Origin of the sequence: Duganella aquatilis (assembly GCF_009674565.1) — a bacterium.
In the GTDB taxonomy this organism is placed as follows: Bacteria; Pseudomonadota; Gammaproteobacteria; order Burkholderiales; family Burkholderiaceae_D; genus Rugamonas; species Rugamonas aquatilis.
In genome coordinates, this window is record NZ_WKJL01000009.1 from 25,544 (window position 1) to 44,732 (window position 19,189).

The 19,189-nt window shown below is 62.9% G+C and carries 19 protein-coding genes and 1 pseudogene; 11 read left to right on the forward strand and 9 right to left on the reverse strand.

The window, feature by feature from the left end:
* The first annotated feature begins 62 nt into the window (after positions 1–62).
* The 3 genes and pseudogenes from GJ698_RS13715 (at position 63) to GJ698_RS30950 (ending at position 1,741) form a co-directional block, all read left to right on the forward strand.
* The gene (locus GJ698_RS13715) at positions 63–1,172 is read left to right on the forward strand and encodes a ribonucleotide-diphosphate reductase subunit beta (protein WP_154358189.1); all 1,110 of its coding nucleotides are present in this window, start codon (positions 63–65) and stop codon (positions 1,170–1,172) included.
* A gap of 93 nt (positions 1,173–1,265) precedes the next feature.
* Positions 1,266–1,370, forward strand: a pseudogene (locus GJ698_RS31420) (hypothetical protein); the annotation flags it as partial.
* A gap of 116 nt (positions 1,371–1,486) precedes the next feature.
* Complete coding sequence (locus tag GJ698_RS30950) at positions 1,487–1,741, forward strand: hypothetical protein (RefSeq protein WP_229259979.1); 255 nt, start codon at positions 1,487–1,489, stop codon at positions 1,739–1,741.
* 91 nt (positions 1,742–1,832) lie between these two features.
* Here GJ698_RS30950 and GJ698_RS13725 read toward each other — a convergent pair whose 3' ends face one another.
* The gene (locus GJ698_RS13725; protein WP_371865300.1) at positions 1,833–3,311 is read right to left on the reverse strand and encodes an FAD-dependent monooxygenase; all 1,479 of its coding nucleotides are present in this window, start codon (positions 3,309–3,311) and stop codon (positions 1,833–1,835) included.
* Between the two features lie 81 nt (positions 3,312–3,392).
* On the opposite strand from GJ698_RS13725, the gene GJ698_RS13730 reads away from it, so the two are divergent.
* The 3 genes from GJ698_RS13730 (at position 3,393) to GJ698_RS13740 (ending at position 6,407) form a co-directional block, all read left to right on the forward strand.
* The gene (locus tag GJ698_RS13730) at positions 3,393–3,863 is read left to right on the forward strand and encodes a MarR family winged helix-turn-helix transcriptional regulator (protein ID WP_229259980.1); all 471 of its coding nucleotides are present in this window, start codon (positions 3,393–3,395) and stop codon (positions 3,861–3,863) included.
* A gap of 970 nt (positions 3,864–4,833) precedes the next feature.
* Positions 4,834–5,793: a transcriptional regulator gene (locus GJ698_RS13735; RefSeq protein WP_154358191.1), complete on the forward strand. Its 960-nt coding sequence runs from the start codon at positions 4,834–4,836 to the stop codon at positions 5,791–5,793.
* Positions 5,794–5,873: 80 nt separating this feature from the next.
* Positions 5,874–6,407: a YggT family protein gene (locus tag GJ698_RS13740; RefSeq protein ID WP_371865301.1), complete on the forward strand. Its 534-nt coding sequence runs from the start codon at positions 5,874–5,876 to the stop codon at positions 6,405–6,407.
* Positions 6,408–6,473: 66 nt separating this feature from the next.
* Here GJ698_RS13740 and GJ698_RS13745 read toward each other — a convergent pair whose 3' ends face one another.
* The 8 genes from GJ698_RS13745 to GJ698_RS13780 all read right to left on the reverse strand — a co-directional run bounded on the left by GJ698_RS13745 (position 6,474) and on the right by GJ698_RS13780 (position 13,536).
* The gene (locus GJ698_RS13745) at positions 6,474–7,412 is read right to left on the reverse strand and encodes a carbohydrate kinase family protein (protein ID WP_154358192.1); all 939 of its coding nucleotides are present in this window, start codon (positions 7,410–7,412) and stop codon (positions 6,474–6,476) included.
* Between the two features lie 9 nt (positions 7,413–7,421).
* Positions 7,422–8,861, reverse strand: a complete 1,440-nt coding sequence (locus GJ698_RS13750) for a DUF3426 domain-containing protein (protein ID WP_154358193.1) — start codon at positions 8,859–8,861, stop codon at positions 7,422–7,424.
* A 9-nt stretch (positions 8,862–8,870) separates the two neighbouring features.
* Positions 8,871–9,803, reverse strand: a complete 933-nt coding sequence (gene prmA / locus GJ698_RS13755) for a 50S ribosomal protein L11 methyltransferase (RefSeq protein WP_154358194.1) — start codon at positions 9,801–9,803, stop codon at positions 8,871–8,873.
* A 2-nt stretch (positions 9,804–9,805) separates the two neighbouring features.
* On the reverse strand, positions 9,806–11,182 hold the full coding sequence (gene accC, locus GJ698_RS13760) for an acetyl-CoA carboxylase biotin carboxylase subunit (RefSeq protein ID WP_154358195.1): 1,377 nt from the start codon (positions 11,180–11,182) through the stop codon (positions 9,806–9,808).
* A 105-nt stretch (positions 11,183–11,287) separates the two neighbouring features.
* A complete protein-coding gene (accB, locus tag GJ698_RS13765) occupies positions 11,288–11,752 on the reverse strand; it encodes an acetyl-CoA carboxylase biotin carboxyl carrier protein (RefSeq protein WP_154358196.1) in 465 nt (154 codons plus the stop codon).
* Positions 11,753–11,840: 88 nt separating this feature from the next.
* Entirely contained in the window at positions 11,841–12,278 is a 438-nt protein-coding gene (aroQ, locus tag GJ698_RS13770) for a type II 3-dehydroquinate dehydratase (RefSeq protein WP_154358197.1), read from the reverse strand.
* A gap of 83 nt (positions 12,279–12,361) precedes the next feature.
* Complete coding sequence (locus GJ698_RS13775; RefSeq protein WP_154358198.1) at positions 12,362–12,904, reverse strand: TlpA family protein disulfide reductase; 543 nt, start codon at positions 12,902–12,904, stop codon at positions 12,362–12,364.
* Complete coding sequence (locus tag GJ698_RS13780; RefSeq protein ID WP_154358199.1) at positions 12,901–13,536, reverse strand: hypothetical protein; 636 nt, start codon at positions 13,534–13,536, stop codon at positions 12,901–12,903. Before GJ698_RS13780 ends, GJ698_RS13775 begins: the two co-directional genes overlap by 4 nt.
* 78 nt (positions 13,537–13,614) lie before the next feature.
* Between GJ698_RS13780 and mpl the strand changes: the two genes are divergently transcribed.
* The 5 genes from mpl to GJ698_RS13805 all read left to right on the forward strand — a co-directional run bounded on the left by mpl (position 13,615) and on the right by GJ698_RS13805 (position 19,188).
* Entirely contained in the window at positions 13,615–14,979 is a 1,365-nt protein-coding gene (gene mpl, locus GJ698_RS13785) for a UDP-N-acetylmuramate:L-alanyl-gamma-D-glutamyl-meso-diaminopimelate ligase (RefSeq protein ID WP_154358200.1), read from the forward strand.
* Positions 14,979–15,557 (forward strand): YqiA/YcfP family alpha/beta fold hydrolase, encoded by a 579-nt coding sequence (locus tag GJ698_RS13790; protein WP_154358201.1) that lies wholly within the window; start codon positions 14,979–14,981, stop codon positions 15,555–15,557. The genes mpl and GJ698_RS13790 overlap by 1 nt, the downstream gene beginning before the upstream one ends.
* On the forward strand, positions 15,554–16,156 hold the full coding sequence (locus GJ698_RS13795) for a chorismate--pyruvate lyase family protein (RefSeq protein WP_154358202.1): 603 nt from the start codon (positions 15,554–15,556) through the stop codon (positions 16,154–16,156). Before GJ698_RS13790 ends, GJ698_RS13795 begins: the two co-directional genes overlap by 4 nt.
* Positions 16,153–18,177 (forward strand): ribonuclease catalytic domain-containing protein, encoded by a 2,025-nt coding sequence (locus GJ698_RS13800; RefSeq protein WP_154358203.1) that lies wholly within the window; start codon positions 16,153–16,155, stop codon positions 18,175–18,177. Before GJ698_RS13795 ends, GJ698_RS13800 begins: the two co-directional genes overlap by 4 nt.
* Before the next feature lie 123 nt (positions 18,178–18,300).
* Positions 18,301–19,188 carry a TonB family protein gene (locus GJ698_RS13805; protein ID WP_371865302.1) on the forward strand — a complete coding sequence of 296 codons (888 nt, stop codon included), beginning with the start codon at positions 18,301–18,303 and terminating at the stop codon, positions 19,186–19,188.
* The last annotated feature ends 1 nt before the right edge of the window (position 19,189 follow it).

Consider the following 19,189-nt stretch of genomic DNA (forward strand, 5'->3'; position numbering starts at 1 on the left):
AGAGTGCGCCGCCCGCTGATGCGAGGCGGCGCTGAACCACATATATATAGAGGAATTCAAACATGTCGCTGTCCTGGGACGAAGAGGCCGCACCGGCCAAACAAGCTATCAATCAAGCCGCGCTGGAAAGCGAAGGCACGGCTGAGCAAGTCGCGCTGCGCGTCAACGCCGACGACAAGCGCATCATCAACGGCAAAACCGACGTCAACCAGCTGGTGCCGTTCAAGTACAAATGGGCCTGGGACAAATACCTGGCCGGCTGCGCCAACCACTGGATGCCGCAGGAAGTGAACATGCAGCGCGACATCGAGCTGTGGAAGAACCCGAACGGCCTGACCGACGACGAGCGTCGCCTGGTGAAGCGCAACCTGGGCTTCTTCGTCACCGCCGACTCGCTGGCCGCCAACAACATCGTGCTGGGCACCTACCGCCACATCACCGCGCCGGAGTGCCGCCAGTACCTGCTGCGCCAGGCGTTCGAGGAAGCGATCCACACCCACGCCTACCAGTACATCGTCGAATCGCTGGGCCTGGACGAGCAGGAGATCTTCAACGCCTACAACGAAGTCAAGTCGATCCGTGACAAGGACGAGTTCCTGATTCCGTTCATCAACACCCTGACCGACCCGGCGTTCACCACCGGCACCATCGAAAACGACCAGAAACTGCTGAAATCGCTGATCGTGTTCGCCTGCCTGATGGAAGGCCTGTTCTTCTACGTCGGCTTCACCCAGATCCTGGCGCTGGGCCGCCAGAACAAGATGATGGGCGCCGCCGAGCAGTACCAGTACATCCTGCGCGACGAATCGATGCACTGCAACTTCGGTATCGACCTGATCAACACCATCAAGATGGAAAATCCGCTGCTGTGGACGCCTGCGTTCAAGGAAGAGATCAAGCAGCTGTTCCTGCAGGCGGTGGACCTGGAGTACGCCTACGCCGAAGACACCATGCCACGCGGCGTGCTGGGCCTGAACGCGACCATGTTCAAGGGCTACCTGCGCTTCATCGCCAACCGCCGCGCCACGCAGATCGGCCTGGAGACGCTGTTCGACCAGGAAGAGAATCCATTCCCATGGATGAGCGAGATGATCGACCTGAAGAAAGAACGCAACTTCTTCGAAACCCGCGTCATCGAGTACCAGACCGGCGGCGCGCTGAACTGGGACTAACTCCCCTTTCGCCTCCCTCAAAAGCCCCGCACTGCGGGGCTTTTTCATTTGGAAGCCTTGGCAGGCGAGCGAGCCAGTTACGGCGCTCAGCTAATGATCAGTCTGGGACAAAAACTTGAGCGCGAGTTTGGCCGAGGTTTTGAGGTTCAGACTCTGCGCCGCATGGTGCAGTTTGCGCAAGCGTTTTCCAATTTGGAAATTGTCGCATCACTGATGCGCCAATTGAGTTGGCCCCACTTTTACAGCTCATACCAATTAAAGCGGAGGCCGCTTGTTATTATTATGCCGACCGGAGCGTCTCGGAAGGCTGGAGCGTGCGCGAGCTTCGTCGGCAGATTGATCGTAAAAGCTACGAACGAAGCCAGATATCCGGCCTTGAAGATTCGTCCGCGACGGATGCCGCGCCGGCGGCGATTTTCAAAGATCCGTACTTTCTGGACTTTCTCGGCCTTAGCCAAGGCTATGACGAAGCCGACCTGGAAGCGGCGATCCTGATGCAACTGAAATCCTTCATCCTGGGAGCAGGTCGAGCTGCTGCAGGTGCAGAGGGATGGCATCACGGTGGCTGAATACTGGACCGAGCTGCCGCCCAAGGTCGAGCTGGAACGGCAGTTGCGCTCCGCGCTCGCGGAGGCGCGCGAGCGCCTGGCGCGTCGGAGGCTAGCGCACTGACTGAGCGATGTACGCTGACAGCGCCGCACTGCGCTCATCGTGGGTGAGTGCGGCGAGGTAGCCGTCGGGGCGGAGCAGGGCGATGTCGCCGGGGGCGAAGCCGTAGACGGTGCGCAGATGGCCTTCGTGGTCGCGCAGTTCGGCGTGCTCGCCGACCGTGATGACGCGCAGGCCGGCGCGTGGCGCGAGCGCCGCCGCGTCGCGCGGCTCATAGCGCAGCATGATCCAATCTCCCGATTTCAATAGCGAAAACAAACGCAGCGGCTGACCGCCGGCGCCGGTGAGCGGCGCATCCGGCGCACGGTAACCGGCACGCAGCGCGGCATCGTCGTCGCGCTCGTCGAGCGACAGCGGGGAGGCTGGATAGCCCAGGTCCAGTTGCTGCTGTTCGCGTCCGCGCCGCAGGTCGTCGCGTTGGCGCGCGGCGTCGAGCAGGCGAGTGGACATGCCCAGCATGCCGGCCGCCACCTCGCGGCGCTCCGCTTCGTAGGTGTCGAGCAGCGCGTCGTCGGCGCCGCGCAGCACCGCCGCCAGCTTCCATCCAAGGTTCCAGGCATCCTGCACGCTGGTGTTCAGACCCTGGCCGCCGGTTGGCGGATGCACGTGCGCCGCATCGCCGGCGATGAACACGCGGCCCACTCGATAGCGGTCTGCTAGCCGGGCGCTCATCGCGTAATCGGAGCGCCAGCGCACCGCACGCACCACGATGTCATCGCGGCCGCTGCGCGCGGCGATGGCGGCGGCGAGGCCGGCGTCCGACAGATCGAACTCTCCCGTCAAAGGAATCGGCATCTGCAATTGGAACAGCTCCGTGCCCTGCAAAGGACAGAGGCTGATCTGCTGACCGCCACTGCCCCAGCGGTGCCACACGTCGCGCGTCAGACCGTCGAGCGACAGGTCGGCCACCACCGCGCGCGCATTCAATGACTCGCCGGGGAAGCCGATGTCCAGGGTCTTGCGGACAAAACTGCGGCCGCCGTCGGCGCCAACCAGGTAGCGTGCCCGCAGCGCGATCTCGCCATCGGCCGTCGTCACGCGCGCGGTGACTGCGCAGTCATCCTGCTCAAAACCGGACAGCGCATGACCGTAGCGCGTCGCATGACCAAGCTCCGCCAGCCGCGCGCGCAGGATGCCTTCGGTCAGATGCTGGGGCAGCATCAGCGGCTCGCCATAGGGTTCTGCCGGCGTGGCGGGGTTGGCGGCGACCGACGCTTCGTCGCGGTAGCCGCCGCCGGCATCGTGGTGGCGCTGCGCCGGATAGCGTCCGCCGGTGGCGATCATGCGGTCGGCGACGTCCAGCGCCTCGAAGATTTCCAGCGTGCGCGGCTGGATGCCTTTGCCGCGCGAACCGGCGAATGGAACCTCAGCCTGATCGATCAGCACGAAGGGAATATGGCGGCGCGCGAGGTCGAGCGCCAAGGTCAGGCCGGCCGCGCCGGCGCCGCAAATCAGAACGTCAGTGTCCACGGGACTCTCCTTGATATGTGTATTATGCACATATTATTCCGACCTCAAAGGCGCGTCAAGAATTATGTGTATAATGCACATATGAATAAAGATATCCGCGAAATGCATGACGCGCTGCTCGACATCATCGGCTTCATGAGCCGCCCCGAGCCGGACGTCGCCCTGATGTCCGAGATGGCCATGCCGCTCGAACGCGCGCTGCTTCCTCTGCTGGTGCGCATCGACCGCCGCGGTCCGATCGGCGTGGTGGAGCTGGCCGACGTCGTCGGCCGCGACTACACCACCGTCAGCCGCCAGGTCGCCCGCCTCGACGAACTCGGTCTGGTGGTGCGCCGCGCCGGCACGCGCGACAAGCGGGTGCGCGAAGCGGAAGTGACGGAGCTGGGACGCGAGATGGCCGACGCCGTCGACCGCATGCGCGAGGAACTGGTCGGCGAACTGATGGCCGATTGGACCAACGCCGAGCGTCGCGACCTGGCGCGCCTGCTCAAACGGATGGCTTCCAGCATGGACGAATGGATGGCCAGCCGGAAGTCGGAAGACGCCGAGTAGCGTCGCCGCATTTCAAACGCCGCCTGTCGCGGCATGCCTTAACGCCGATTTACATCGTCACGCGCGACGCGTTTTTTGCGCTGCGCGCGTTCGATCACCTCCTCTAAAACGCAGTGCCGCTGCGGCGCACCGCTGTATTCCGCTTGCTATTCGTCTTACTCTGTCTCATAATCGCGACGAATTAAAAACAGAGTGTGGTGGCGACGCGCAGATGCAGCGCAAGCGCTCTCGGATTCGGAAGCGGGTGATGCGATTTTCAAGCCGGTGGCGGCGACATCGAAGAAACCCAGGCAGCATAAGGCTTACTTTGAAGTGCGAATTTTCAGCGCGAGGCGCGCGGCACTTCCCGAACCCGATTGAGCGCGCGTGAAGTGAGCGCGGCGACGCAAACGAGCAGGTTGAAGCGGCACGTGTATGTGAGTTGGCGAGCTTAAGTCGGAAAAAAAGCGCGCGAATACCTAACGTGCCGGTTGCGCACCGACAAGGTTTTCGTGTACTTTACGAAATTGAAAATGCGTGATTTAAAAAGTGCGTTGAATTTTTTTGGACGACGCGCCGCGCAGTGATGATCGCAACACAGGATACTGATTCACACATATGCACAAGACCACGTCGTTTTTGCTCAACCGTCTTGCCTGATTCAATTCAGGTCGGGCGGTTTTTTGTTTGAAAACGAAAACCGCGACGTGGCTGCGACGCAGGTTCCAGGAGCTGAGGATACGCCCGGACCACCGCAAAACGTCGCCACAAGATTTGTATCCGCACGCTGCTCCAGCTAGGGGGAGCGGGTGGATCGATGGCTGAAGCGCTGCACTTGTGAGGAGATGCAGCAGTTCAGCTAGTGCCGAATTCATTAGCGCAAACCGCTTTAGTTTGCGCCGATGAATAATTCGCCTGGCCCAATCCCGGGTCGGACGGGTTTAAATCTTGTAATGAATTTTTTCCCATCCCCGATGAAGGAGAACTAAACATGGCTACCGCCGCAAAGAAACCAGCAGCTAAGAAAGCTGCCGCACCAGCAAAAAAACCAGCAGCCGCTAAAGCTGCCGCCAAGCCAGCAGTGAAAGCTGCTGCTAAACCAGCTGTGAAAAAAGCCGCTGCCAAGCCAGCTGCCAAACCAGCAGTGAAAAAAGCTGCCGCTAAACCAGCAGCCAAACCAGCTGTGAAAAAAGCAGCCGCCAAGCCAGCAGCTAAACCAGCAGCGAAAAAAGTAGCCGCTAAACCAGCAGCGAAAAAAGTCGTCGCCAAGGCAGCAGCCAAGCCAGCAGCGAAAAAAGTAGCCGCTAAACCAGCAGCGAAAAAAGTCGTCGCCAAAGCAGCAGCCAAGCCAGCAGCGAAGAAAGTCGCCGCCAAACCAGCAGCGAAAAAAGTAGCAGCCAAGCCAGCAGCGAAGAAAGTCGTCGCCAAAGCGGCCGCCAAGCCAGCAGCTAAAAAAGTCGCCGCCAAACCAGCAGCGAAAAAAGTAGCCGCTAAACCAGCAGCGAAAAAAGTGGTCGCCAAAGCCGCCGCTAAACCAGCCGCCAAAAAAGTAGCCGCTAAACCCGCAGCGAAACCAGCAGCCAAAAAAGCTGTCGCCAAAAAACCAGCAGTAAAAGCAGCAGCCAAACCGGCTGCAAAGGTAGCGGCTAAGCCAGCAGCAAAAAAGCCGGTTAAGGCAGCTAAGCCAGCTGCCAAGCCAGCCGCGAAAGCAGCTAAACCAGCAGCCAAGCCAGCCGCTAAACCAGCCGCCGCTCCGGCAGCAGCACCAGCAGCCGCTCCGGTTGCCGCTGCGCCAGCAGTGAAAAAAGCTGCGCCGAAAAAAGCTGCTCCAAAAAAGGAAGCCGCTAAACCAGCAGCAGCTCCTGCAACGCCGGCCGCCGCGCCAGCAGCTAAAACCGTACTGGCACCGGCCGCCGCCTGGCCGTTCCCGACCAGCACGCGCCCATCCTAAGCTCATCGCTTAGGCGCCGCTGAGGCAAATGGCCGCTGTGTGAGACAATCACACAGCGGCTTTTTTATTGGAGGGGTTCCGTGCTGATTAGTATTATCAAGTTGATTGTCGACGCCATCGCCGTGTTGTTGGGCGGGGCCTTGCTGCTGCGTTTCTGGATGCAGGCGATCCGCGTCCGACCGCCGTCGTCGGTGGCGCAGTTCACTTTCCAATTGTCGGACTGGCTGGTGCGCCCCCTGCGCCGCATCGTGCCGGGCGTCGGCGGCTATGACTGGGCCAGCCTGATTGGCGCCTTCCTGATTGTGCTGGTGGCGACCTCGGTGCTGTTCCTGGCCGGCTGGCCGGCGCAGCTGGTGCTGCTGGCGGCCTGTCAGCGCTTCCTGGAATGGATACTGTACGGCTTCATGGCGCTGCTGGTGATCGAGGCGATCTTCAGCTGGGTCAATCCGCATGCGCCGCTGGCGCCCTTTGTGCGCGCGCTCAACGAGCCGCTGCTGCGGCCGATCCGCCGCGTGGTGCCGCTGGTGGGGAATCTGGACCTGTCGCTGCTGGTGGCACTGATCCTGCTGCAGATAGCGCAGCTTTTACTCGGCGTGGCGTTCGGCGCCAGGTAATAAAAAAGCCCTGTGGCCGTGCGGCGATCTTGAGCGCCGCAGCACACAGGGCTTTTTTTTCGTCACTTAGAAGCGGTAGCCGAAGGCTGCTTCGAACTTGTCCGCGATTTCTGCGGCGGTGAAGCGGTGGTTCTGCGCACCCTTGTGGGCGATCTTGATCGCGCCCAGCAGGCTGGCCAGGCGGCCGGTGGTCTCCCAGCTCCAGCCATTGGTGATGCCGAACAGCAGGCCGGCGCGATACGCATCGCCGCAACCGGTCGGATCCAGCGCTTCCGCCACCGGCACCGCCGGGATTTCGATGCGCTGACCCTTGGTGTAAATCTCCGAACCCTGCTCGCCACGGGTGATGATCAGCGCTTCGACGCGGCTGGCGATGTCCGCCAGCGTCAGGCCGGTGCGCTCGATCAGCAGCTCGATTTCATAATCGTTGGTGGTGACGTAGGTGGCCTTGTCGATGAAATCGATCAGCTCTTCGCCATTGAACATCGGCAGCTGCTGGCCCGGATCGAAGATGAACGGGATCTGCAGATCGGCCAGGTCGGCAGCGTGCTTCTTCATGCCCAGGTGGCCGTCCGGCGAGATGATGGCGATGCGCGCAGGACCGGCCTTGGCGATGTCGTTCTCGTGGGCGTAGGACATGGCGCCCGGGTGGAAGGCGTTGATCTGGTTGTTGTCCTGGTCGGCGGTGACGAAGCACTGGGCGTTGTAGGCGTCTTCCTTGATCAGAATGTTGTCGGTGGCCAGACCCAGTTTGCCGAAGCGCGCCATGTAGGCCGCATTGTCCTGGCCCATCACGCCGACGATGCGCGGCGCGCCGCCCAGCATCAGCAGGTTGTAGGCGATGTTCGGCGCGCAGCCGCCGAATTCCGTGCGCATGGTCGGCGCCAGGAAGGACACGTTCACCTTGTGCAGTTGGTCCGGCAGCAGGATGCTGTCGAAGCGGTTGGGGAATTGCAGGATGGTGTCGATGGCGATCGAGCCGCAAATCAAAGAGGTCTGGGTCATGATAGGTCTTTAAGGGTAGAAGACGGCGATGTGATAGCCGGATGCTTTCAGATCGTGAAGTTCAAAGTAGAGTTTAACGGCTTGTTCGGTGTGCGGGGCAAATCCTTTGTCCAGCGCGATGTCGGCGCTCAGGTAGTCGCGCGGCGTGAACACGCGGCGCAGGATGCGTTTGTCGTTGGCGTCGTCCAGCGTCAGTTCGATCGATGGCCACGACTGCGCGGTGGCGCTCTGGTTGCGCAGCAGGGTGGTGAAGGAGAATGCGGTGTCGCTCAGGGTTTGCAGCTCGCCTTGTTCGATCATCAGGTCGTCGATCTGCGTCGGCAGTTCGATTTTGCAGCCGAGCGCAGTGCAGGCGGCGGTCAGCGCCGGCTTCAGTGGCGGCATGGCGGCGGCCAGCGCGTTGCGGAAAGTGGTGACGGCCTGGCCGAGCAGGGCGGCGACCAGCAGCACCGAGCCCAGGCTCATGGCGATGGTGGCGGCCTTGCCGTACTTCTGGCGCTGGCGGTCGCGCTTGACGAAGCCCGGTTCGTCGGGCTGTTCGTCGTGCTCTTCTTCCGGTGGCGGTGGCGGTGCTGCTGCTTCGGCGCTGGGCGTGTGCAGCAGGATCGGGGCGCGAATGGCTTCGGCCTGGGCCAGGCCGGCGCTGGAGAGCTGGATCAGCGCTTCCTCGTCGGCTTCATCGAGTTCGTCGTCGCGCCGCGGAGGTTCGGCGGCTGGCGGCGCATCCGGTTCCGCGTCGGCGGAGAAGATGGCGTCGTCGGCGGCGGCAAAGGCGCGGTCGAGCGCCGGGCCGGCGCCGGCTTGCGGTTCGTCGGGTTCGGGATCCGGATCGTCCCAGGTTGGTTCGCGGCGGCCGTCGGCTTCCTGTGGCGCGTCGGCCAGCGACTGCTCCATGACGGCCAGTTCGGCTTCCAGCGCGGCTTCGAGTTCGTCGTCGCTGAGGTTTTCGACCTGCAGTTCTTCCAGTGCCGGCTGCGGCGCCAGTTCAGGATCGATGCTGGCTTCCAGGTCCGGCTCGGATTCCATGTTCAGATCGAGGTCGAACAGGGCTTCCGTGCCGGCCGGCAGCGAGGCTGGTTCGGCCGGCAGCGGGAAGGGCTCGGGCGCAGGCTCGGGCGCATCAGCCGGTTGGTCGTCTACTTCAAGGACGGGCGGCGGCTCGGGCGCAGGTTGCGGCGCTTCCGGCTCGTCGAGTTCCAGCACCGGTTCGGCTTCCTCGACGGCCAGCACTTCGGCGGCGCGCGTGTCGAGCGCGGCCATTTTCTGGTCGAGGGGCGTCGGTTCGGGAGGGGAAACAGGCGGTGGCGTCAGCGGCTCCAGCAGGGCCGCGTTGCCATCGAAGACTTCATTGCAGGAGCCACAGCGCACTATGCCCCCACGTAATTTCAACTGGTCATGAGCGACCCGAAATACCGTGTTGCAGTGGGGGCATTTAGTGGCGAGCGCCATCGATGCTGATTAACGCGCGGCAGGCACAGTGTCGCTGCCCAGGCGGCCGTGCAGCGCCACCCAGCCGTCTTGCTCGGCCCAGACGCCCAGCTTGATGAACGGCGCATAGGCCGCCGCCACTTCTTCCGCCTGGCGCGCCAGCACGCCGGACAGGATCAGCGAACCGCCGTCGGCAACGCGGCCGGACAGCATCGGCGCCATCAGCTTCAGCGGGCTGGACAGGATGTTGGCGACGACGATATCGAAACGCTGGGTCGCATGCCGGGACTCGGCAAAGCTGTCCGGCAGGAAGAAGGTGATGTCGCAGTGGTTGCGCACGGCGTTGTCGGCGGCCGACTCGATCGCTTGCGGATCGATGTCCACGCCCACCACTTCGCCAGCGCCGACCTTCTTGGCCACCATGGCCAGGATGCCGGAACCGCAGCCGTAGTCGAGCACGGTCTTGCCCGGCGCCGGATTGGCTTCCAGCCACTCCATGCACAGGCGGGTGGTCGGATGGCTGCCGGTGCCGAAGGCCAGGCCCGGATCGAGTTCCAGGATCAGCGCGTCGGGATTCGGCGCCTCGTGCCACGACGGCACCACCCAGATGTTCTTGCCGATCGGGATAGGCGCGAACTGCGACTGGGTCAGACGCACCCAGTCCTGCTCCTCCACCTTGCGGGTGGTGAACTTCGGCAGGGTGGTCAGGCCGATCTGGCCGGCGGCGGCCGCCACGATCACGGCCTGGTCGTCATCTTCGTCGGTCAGGGCGACCACGCGGCTGTGATCCCATGCCGCCTCGGTCGGTTCCATGCCCGGCTCGCCGAACAGCGGTTTTTCCGCGTCGGTGCCTTCGTCCGCGTCTTCCACGGAAACCGACAGGGCGCCCACGTCCATCAGCGCCTCGGAGAGGGCTTCGGCGTGGTCACGCGCGATTTCAATGACGATTTCAGTCCAGCTCATGGTTATTGCGCTTTCAAACTCAGTTTGTGCAGGTCCGGCATGTCGGCCAGTTTCTGCTCCAGGTAATGGATGTTGGTGCCGCCTTCGATGAAGCGCGCATCGACCATCAGCTCGCGGTGCAGCGGGATGTTGGTGGAGATGCCCTCGACCACCATTTCCGACAGCGCGATCTGCATGCGGCGGATCGCCTGCTCGCGGGTGGCGCCGTAGGTAATGACCTTGCCGATCATCGAATCGTAGTGTGGTGGCACATAATAACCCGCATACGAGTGCGAGTCGACGCGCACGCCCGGACCGCCCGGCACGTGCCAGGAGGTGATGCGGCCTGGCGACGGCGTGAACTTGAACGGGTCTTCCGCGTTGATGCGGCACTCGATGGCGTGGCCGGACAGCATCACGTCGCGCTGGCGGAAGCGCAGCTTCTCGCCGGCGGCGATGCGGATCTGTTCCTGCACGATGTCGATGCCGGTGATCATTTCGGTGACCGGGTGTTCGACCTGCACGCGGGTGTTCATCTCGATGAAGTAGAACTCGCCGTTCTCGTACAGGAATTCGAAGGTGCCGGCGCCGCGGTAGCCGATCTTGCGGCAGGCTTCGGCGCAGCGTTCGCCGACTTTTTCAATCAGCTTGCGTGGAATGCCGGGCGCCGGCGCTTCCTCGATCACCTTCTGGTGGCGGCGCTGCATCGAGCAGTCGCGTTCGCCCAGCCAGACGGCGTTCTTGTGTTCGTCGGCGAGGATCTGGATTTCCACGTGGCGCGGATTTTCCAGGTACTTCTCCATATAGACTTCCGGATTGCCGAAGGCGGTACCGGCTTCGGTCTTGGTCATCTGCACCGCGTTGATCAGCGCCGCTTCGGTATGCACCACGCGCATGCCGCGACCGCCGCCGCCGCCGGCCGCTTTAATGATGACCGGGTAGCCGACCTTGCGGGCGATCTGCACGATGGCTTTCGGATCGTCCGGCAGCGCGCCTTCCGAGCCCGGCACGCACGGCACGCCGGCCTTGATCATGGTCTGCTTGGCGGTGACCTTGTCGCCCATGGTGCGGATCGATTCCGAACGCGGGCCGATGAAGACGAAGCCGGACTTTTCCACGCGCTCGGCGAAGTCGGCGTTTTCCGACAGGAAGCCGTAGCCTGGGTGGATCGCTTCGGCGTCGGTGACTTCGGCCGCGCTGATGATGGCCGGCATGTTCAGGTAGCTCAGCGACGACGGCGCCGGGCCGATACACACCGATTCATCGGCCAACTTCACGTATTTGGCGTCTTTGTCTGCTTCCGAGTGGACCACCACCGTCTTGATGCCCAGTTCGCGGCAGGCGCGCTGGATACGGAGGGCAATTTCGCCACGGTTGGCAATGAGGATTTTTTCAAACATGATAGGTTCGCTATGTCTGTGAGCGCCGATTGGCTGCGTCAGGTGAGGAGGGATTGCGGACCAAGCAGGCGCGCCCGTCGCCGATGGGGAGGGCGCAGGCCTGTCTTAGCCGATCACAAACAGCGGTTGGCCGAATTCGACCGGCTGGCCGTTTTCAACCAGGATCTGGGTAATGGTGCCGGATTTGTCGGCATCGATTTCGTTCAGCAGCTTCATCGCTTCGATGATGCACAGGGTGTCGCCTTCCTTGACCGACTGGCCGACTTCGACAAACGCTGCCGCGCCTGGCGCCGACGAACGGTAGAAGGTGCCGACCATCGGCGATTTGACGATGTGGCCGGTTGGTTCGGCGGCGGCAGCTGGGGCTGCTGCTGCGGCAACCGGCGCGGCGGCTGGCGCCTGGGCGCTGTATTGCGGGATGGCTTGCGGCTGCATCATGACCATCTGATTTTGCGGCAGGGCCGACGATTTGACGATGCGAACTTTGCTTTCGCCTTCGGTCACTTCGAGTTCGGCGATGTCCGATTCCGCGACCAAATCAATCAAGGTCTTCAGCTTGCGTAGATCCATGTAACCCCCAGAGGAATATCTTGTAATGTGAGTGAGCGGTGGCGTCTTGTGGACGGAACCGCGCTATTTTATGCGCAGATCGCGTAGGTTATCGCTTTTTAAGGACGAAGTCGATGGCAAACCGATATCCTTCGATACCCAGTCCGCAGATCGTTCCTAGTGCAATCGCGCTCAGGAAAGAGTGATGGCGAAATGACTCGCGCTGGTAAATATTCGAAATATGCACTTCCACAAACGGGATGGCCACCCCTGCCAGGGCGTCGCGCAAGGCCACGCTGGTATGGGTCAGTCCGCCCGGATTGATGACGATGGCGTCCACGCCTTCCGCTTTGGCGGCATGGATGCGGTCGATCAGTGCACCTTCGTGGTTGCTCTGGAAGCAAGACAAGCTCGCACCCGCCGCTTCGGCCTGTGCCTGGGCAGCATGTTCGATGTCGGCCAAAGTGCTAGCGCCGTAGACCTCTGGCTCTCTGGTGCCCAGCAAATTCAGGTTGGGACCGTTGAGCAGTAGAAGGTTTTTTGCCATGATTCGTGAGCCTTCTCCGCGAAAGTTCCGCATTTTGCCGCCAACTGCGTGCATTGGCAAGAGAAAAAAACTTGTGAAACTGCTTATAGAGTTGCCAGATCTTTGCGCAGCTCGTCAAATTTCAGTTTGCCCAGGTAAGTCTTCCTGATCTGGCCGTCGGCGCCGATCAGCACCGTGTAGGGCAGGCCGCCGCCGGTGTTGCCGAACTGGCGCGACAGCTCGGTGCCGCTCATGCCGGCCACCAGCACCGGGTAGGTGATCTGGTATTTGTTGCTAAACTCCGCGATATTTGACGGCGAATCGATACCGATGCCGATAACTTGCAGCTTCTTGCCTTCATCTCCAGCGGCCAGCGCGGACAGCTCTGGCATCTCCTGCACGCACGGCGCGCACCACGGGGCCCAGAAATTGACCAGCATGGCCTTGCCTTTATATTGCGCCAGCGGCGTGGCGACGCCCTTGGCGTCCGGCAGCGTCTGTTTATATAAGGCGTCCACCGGGCCGGTCACGGTGGCCGGCGCCGCGGCGCTGACCGGCGGCTGTTCCTTGTGGATGCCGAGATAGCCGCCGATGGCGGCAAACACGACGGCGACGGCGATATACGCGGGCAGATTTTTTTTGCTCATGGTGATGGATGGGTACTATGGGTACTGTTAACTAATAGGGCGCGCACGGCGGCGATGTCGGCACGGGCCAGTTTGCCGTCACTGCGGGTCTTGACGGCGCCGCGCAGGTCGTCCAGCTCGTACAGGGCGGCGTGCACGCCTTCCTTGTGCCACATGAAGCTGACGGTTTCGACCATGCCGTGACGCGGTCCCTTGAAGTGCGGCGTCTCGGAGATGTCGATTTGCAAATTCCGGTTCAGCAGGAAGATCTCCACTTCCTTGGCGCTGTCGGCAAACAGCTGCAAATGGATGTCGTCGTGCGGGCCGGCGGTGCCGTTCAATACCGAGCCGGTCAGATAGGGATGGAAGGCTTGCAGACCTTCCATGATGTCGACCGCCAGCGTACGCAGGCGGAACACGCGGGCCGGCTGGGTGTCGGCGTGGAACAGCGACTGGTAGATCCGCACTTCCGCTTCGATCTGCGCATTGTCCGGCAGCAGGTTCAGCGGCGGCTGGGTGTCGCCCAGAATCTGCCTGGCGGCCTTGCGCTTGGCCGTGTTGTAGTCGGCTCCATCCTCGGCGATGAGGCGAGCGGCGGCGGCCGCAATCTCGGCACGCAGGAGCTGGAGTTCTTCATTAACATTCGGCGTCATGGACGTGATAATACTCTGAACCGGGAAAAGCGCGTCGGCTCAGGTAAAATCCTGTCTTCACTCGTCGTCATTATTACTATGCACATTCACATCCTCGGTATTTGCGGCACCTTCATGGGCGGCCTGGCGGTCCTGGCGAAAGAAGCGGGCCACCGCGTCACCGGCTGCGACGCCAATGTTTATCCGCCGATGAGCACGCAGCTGGAAGCGCAGGGCATCGAACTGATCACCGGCTACGGCCCGGAGCAGGTCGCGCTGAAGCCGGACCTGTACGTGATCGGCAACGTCGTCACGCGCGGCAATCCGCTGATCGAGGAAATCATGAACCGCGGCCTGCCGTTCGTTTCCGGCCCGCAGTGGATCGGCGACCACATATTAAAAGACAAATGGGTGCTGGCCGTGGCCGGCACGCACGGCAAGACCACCACCACCGCCATGCTGACCTGGATCCTGGAAGACGCCGGCTACGCGCCCGGCTTCCTGATCGGCGGCGTGCCGAAGAACTTCGGCGTGTCGGCGCGCATGCAGGGCGACAAGGATTCTATCTTCTTCGTCATCGAGGCGGACGAGTACGACACCGCCTTCTTCGACAAGCGCAGCAAGTTCGTGCACTACCACGCCAAGACCGCCATCCTGAACAACCTGGAATACGATCACGCCGACATCTTCCCCGATCTGGGCGCGATCGAAACCCAATTCCACCACCTGGTGCGCACCGTGCCGGGCATCGGCCGGGTCATCTTCAATGGCGACGAAGCGCCGCTGCAGCGCGTGCTCAAGCGCGGCTGCTGGAGCGAGAAGGAAAGCTTCGGCCGCGGCGAGGGCGCCGATTGGGCGCTGAACGAATACGATGACGGCACGTTCGATGTGATGTTCAACGGTGAAGTGGCTGGTCACGTCGAGTGGTCACTGACCGGCAAGCATAACCGCGCCAACGCGCTGGCTGCGATCGCGGCCGCCCGCCACGTCGGCGTGCCGGTGGCGCAGGCCGCCAAGTCGCTGGCCACGTTCGAGAACGTTAAGCGCCGCATGGAAGTACGCGGCGTGGTCAACGGCATCACCGTCTACGACGACTTTGCTCACCATCCAACCGCCATCGCCACCACCGTCGGCGGCCTGCGCCAGAAGATCGGCAAGGCGGCACGCATCCTGGCCGTGCTGGAGCCGCGCTCCAACACCATGAAGCTGGGCACGATGAAGGACGCGCTGCCAGGCAGCCTGGGCGACGCCGACCTGGTGTTCGGCTACGGCAGCGAACAGGCGCTGGGCTGGAACCTGGGCCAGGCCCTGGCGCCGATGGGCGGGATCGCCAGCGCCTACGAGGACATCGACGCGCTGGTGGCGGCCGTGGCCAAGGCCGCGCAGCCGGGCGACCAGATTATTGTGATGAGCAACGGCGGCTTCGGCGGCGTGCACGACAAAATCCTGAAAGCGCTGGCGTAATGATTCTGTACCTGCACGGCTTCCGCTCCTCGCCGAAGTCCATGAAAGCGCGCGTGGTGGGCGAGCGCATGGCGGCGCTTGGCCTGGCCGACCAGCTGATCTGCCCGCAACTGCCGGCCTCGCCGAAAGAAGCGATGGCGCTGGCGCTGTCCCTGATCGACGGCATCCCGGCGCAAGACCTGAGCATCATCGGCTCCTCGCTGGGCGGCTATTACGCGACCTGGCTGGCCGAGCGCATCGGCTGCCGCGCGGTGCTGGTCAATCCGGCCATCGTGCCGAGCCTGGGCCTGGATAAGCATGTCGGCGTCACCACGCAATTCCACTCCGACGAGCCGTTCGAATTCAAGCGCGAGTACATCGACGAACTGCGCGCGCTGGACGTGCCGCGGATCACCCAGCCGCAACGCTACTTTTTGCTCGCGGCAACCGGCGACGAAGTGCTCGATTATCGTGATATGGTGGCCCACTATCAAGGCGCGCGCCAGCACGTGATCGACGGCAGCGACCATGCGGTGTCCGAGTTCCCTGACTATGTGGACGAGGTGCTGGCCTTCTGCGGCATCGAGGCGCGGTCTTGAGCGCGCCGCCGAGAAGCGCCTCGCTGCGGCAGGCGCAGTGGCAGCCGCATGTGCTGGCCCTGAACGCGCCAGCGGCCTACGTGCCGTGGCTGATGGAAGGCGGTTCGCTGACCGCGCGGTTGAAGGCGCACAGCAACGCGTTCCGCGTGCAGTGCCTGCGTCAGCGCACCGCGATTTGCCTCAGCGACGAGGCCGCCGTGATCGGCATGCATCGCCCCGGCCGCGTTTTGGAGAGGGAAGTGCTGCTGAGATGTGATAATACGCCTGCGGTGTACGCGCACACGGTGGTGCCGCGCTCGGCGACGGCCATGGATTGGCCGCTGTTCAGCGCGCTGGGCGAGCGTTCGCTGGGCACCACGCTGTTCGGCGATCCGCTGGTGCGGCGCGGTGTGTTGGAATTTGCAAGATTGCGGGAAGGGCATCCTTTGGCGCGCCGCGCGCGCGCCGCGCTGGTGGAAAACGGCATCGCCGCCCCCGACGCACACATATTATATGCACGGCGCTGCCTGTATCAGCGCCGTCAAGGCACGCTGCTGGTGACGGAAGTATTCCTGCCTGCCGTGCTGGAACTGATTAAAACGAGCACAAATAAACGATGAATGTATTTTTTGAAGAATCCGGCGATTTCAAAGTCGGCAGTGTGATGACGCAAGCCGGCGAGGCCTATCAAGTCGAGATGGCCAGCGGCAAGCGCACCAAGGTCAAGACCAAGGACGTGCTGCTGCAATTTGAAAAGCCGGCTCCCGCCGAGCTGATGGAGCAAGCCAAGGCCATCGCCGCCGAGATCGACCTGGAGTTCCTGTGGGAAGTCGCGGGCGAGGAGGAGTTCGGCTTTGCCGAACTGGGCGCGGAGTACTTCGGCCATGCGCCGCAGCCGGCCGAAGCGGCGGGCCTGATCCTGAGCCTGCATTCGGCGCCGGTCTACTTCTACAAAAAAGGCCGTGGCCGCTACAAGGCCGCGCCGGAGCAATCGCTGCGCGCGGCGCTGGCCGGCATCGAGAAAAAGAAACAGCAGGCGCTGGTGCAAGCCGGCTACGTGGAAGAGCTGAAAGCCAACCAGCTGCCGGAATCGATGCAGAAAATCGTCCTGCAACTGCTGTTCAAGCCGGACAAGAATTCCATCGAATACAAGGCGCTGGAAGCGGCCTGCAACGACCTGCACACCAATCCGCAGCGCTTGATGCTGGCGGTGGGCGGCGTGCAGTCGCCGAAGGCGCTGCACATGGCCAAGTTCCTGTTCGAGAGCTTCCCGAAAGGCGCGGGCTTCCCGGACGTGCCGGTGCCGGTGCCGCCGACCGACCTGCCGCTGGCCGAGGTGCAAGCCTTCTCGATCGACGACGTGACCACCACCGAGATCGACGACGCCTTCTCGGTCACCAGGCTGGCCGACGGCAATGTCAAGATCGGTATCCACATCGCCGCGCCGGGCCTGGGCATCAAGCCGGACGACGCCGTGGACAAGCTGGCGCGCGCGCGCATGTCGACCGTCTACATGCCGGGCGATAAGATCACCATGCTGCCCGACGCCATCGTCGAAGCGTTCACGCTGGCCGAAGGCAAGACCTGCCCGGCGCTGTCGCTGTACGCCACGCTGAATCCGGCCGACTGGTCGGTGCTGGCCACCGAAACCCGCGCCGAGATGGTGCCGATCGCCAACAACCTGCGCCACAACGACCTGGACGACCTGGTCAACGAGGAAACCCTGGCCAGCGGCGAGGGCGAGTACCCGCACAAGGAATCGCTGGGCCTGATCTGGAAATGGGCGCAGGTGCTGGAAGCGGCGCGCATGGTCAAGCGCGAAGCCTTCGGCCTGAAGCCGGAACAGAACAACCGCATCGACTTCAACTTCTATGTCGAAGACGACGTGGTCACGGTCAGCCGCCGCAAGCGCGGCGCGCCGCTGGACAAGATCGTCGCCGAGCTGATGATCTTCGCCAACAGCACTTGGGGCAAGCTGATGCACGACAACGGCGTGCCAGGCATTTACCGCAGCCAGGGCCGTGGTGTTGGCGGCTGGAACGCCAAGATGCAGGTGCGCATGCTGACCCACGCCGCGCCGCACGAAGGCCTGGGCGTGGACCAGTACGCGTGGAGCACCTCGCCGCTGCGCCGCTATACCGACCTGGTCAATCAATGGCAGATCCTGGCCTGCGCCGAGAAGGGCGTGATGGCGCCGCTGGTCGCGCACTTCAAGCACAAGGATGCGGAGCTGTTCGCCATCGTGTCGCAGTTCGATGCGGCGTACTCGGCCTATGCGGATCACCAGGCGAACATGGAACGCTACTGGTGCCTGCGCTGGCTGGGTCAGGAAAATGCGCGCCAGGTGGAGGCGGTGGTGCTGAAGGACGAAGTGCTGCGCCTGACCGATATTCCGCTGATCGTGCGCTTGCCGGGCATGCCGTCGGTGGCGCGCGGCGCGCAGGTCAAGCTGGACATCCTTCGCTGGGACGAGGTCGACCTGACCATCGAAACGCGCCTGCTGGAAATCCCGGCCACCGACGTGGTGGCTGCCGATGCCGAGCTGGACTTCGAGGACGAAGTCGAGGATGCGCCGGAAGAGTCGGTCGATGCGCCGGAAGTGGCGGTGGAGGCCGCCGCCGAGCAACCAGCGGCGGAGTAACCGTCGCACCCGCGCAGGCGGGTGCCCATGGCGCGCGGGCTCAGCATGCATTTCGCATCGGCGAACCGCCGCCTGCGCAGGAATGACGTAGAATTTGCACCATCTTTCGAATCCGGCCACCGCGTGAAGTCTTTTAAAGAAAACCGCCTGCTGTACCTCGCCATCGGCTTCTCGCTGGTGGCGCATGCCGCTTTGCTGGCGGTGCGCTTCGTGGCGCCGCAGCCGGCACCGGTGCAGGCCGCCGATCCGGGGCTGGAAGTCATCCTCGTCAATGCCAAGCACAACAAGGCGCCGCTGAAGGCCGACGCCGTCGCCCAGGCCAATCTGGACGGCGGCGGCACGGTCGACCAGGGCCGCTCCAAGTCGCCGATGCCGGACATGCGCAAGACCGAGATGGGCGACAGCGTGAAAGCCAGCAAGCGCCGCATCGCCGAACTGGAAGAGCGCCAGAAGCATCTGCTGACACAGGTGAACTCGTCCTCGCAAGTGGCCGCGCCGCCGATCACCGAGAAAGCCAAGCCGGACCCGACGCCCACCGGCGCCGACCTGCTGGAATCGAGCAAGGCCATCGCCCGCCGCGTGGCGGAAATCAGCGAAACCATCGAAGACCAGAACAAGCGGCCGAAGAAAACCGTGATCACGCCAAGCACGCGCGAAGCCGGCTATGCGATCTATTACAAGACCATGCAGAAGCGTATCGAGGACACCGGCACGCTGAACTTCCCCAGCGTGAACGGGCGCAAACTGTATGGCCAGCTGATGCTGTCGATCCCGGTGTTCCAGGACGGCACCATCTACGAGAAGGAGGGCGGCATCAAGGTAGAGCGCAGCTCCGGCAACGCCGCGCTGGACGAGGCGGCGATGCGCATCGTGCGCCGCTCGGCGCCGTTCGGAAAATTCCCGCCAAGCATGCTGTCGAATGACCGCGACGATTTGTGGGTGATCATCACCACCTTCAAATTCACCCGCGAAGATAAATTACAAGCCGATATGAGCGGCGGAGGACGATAAA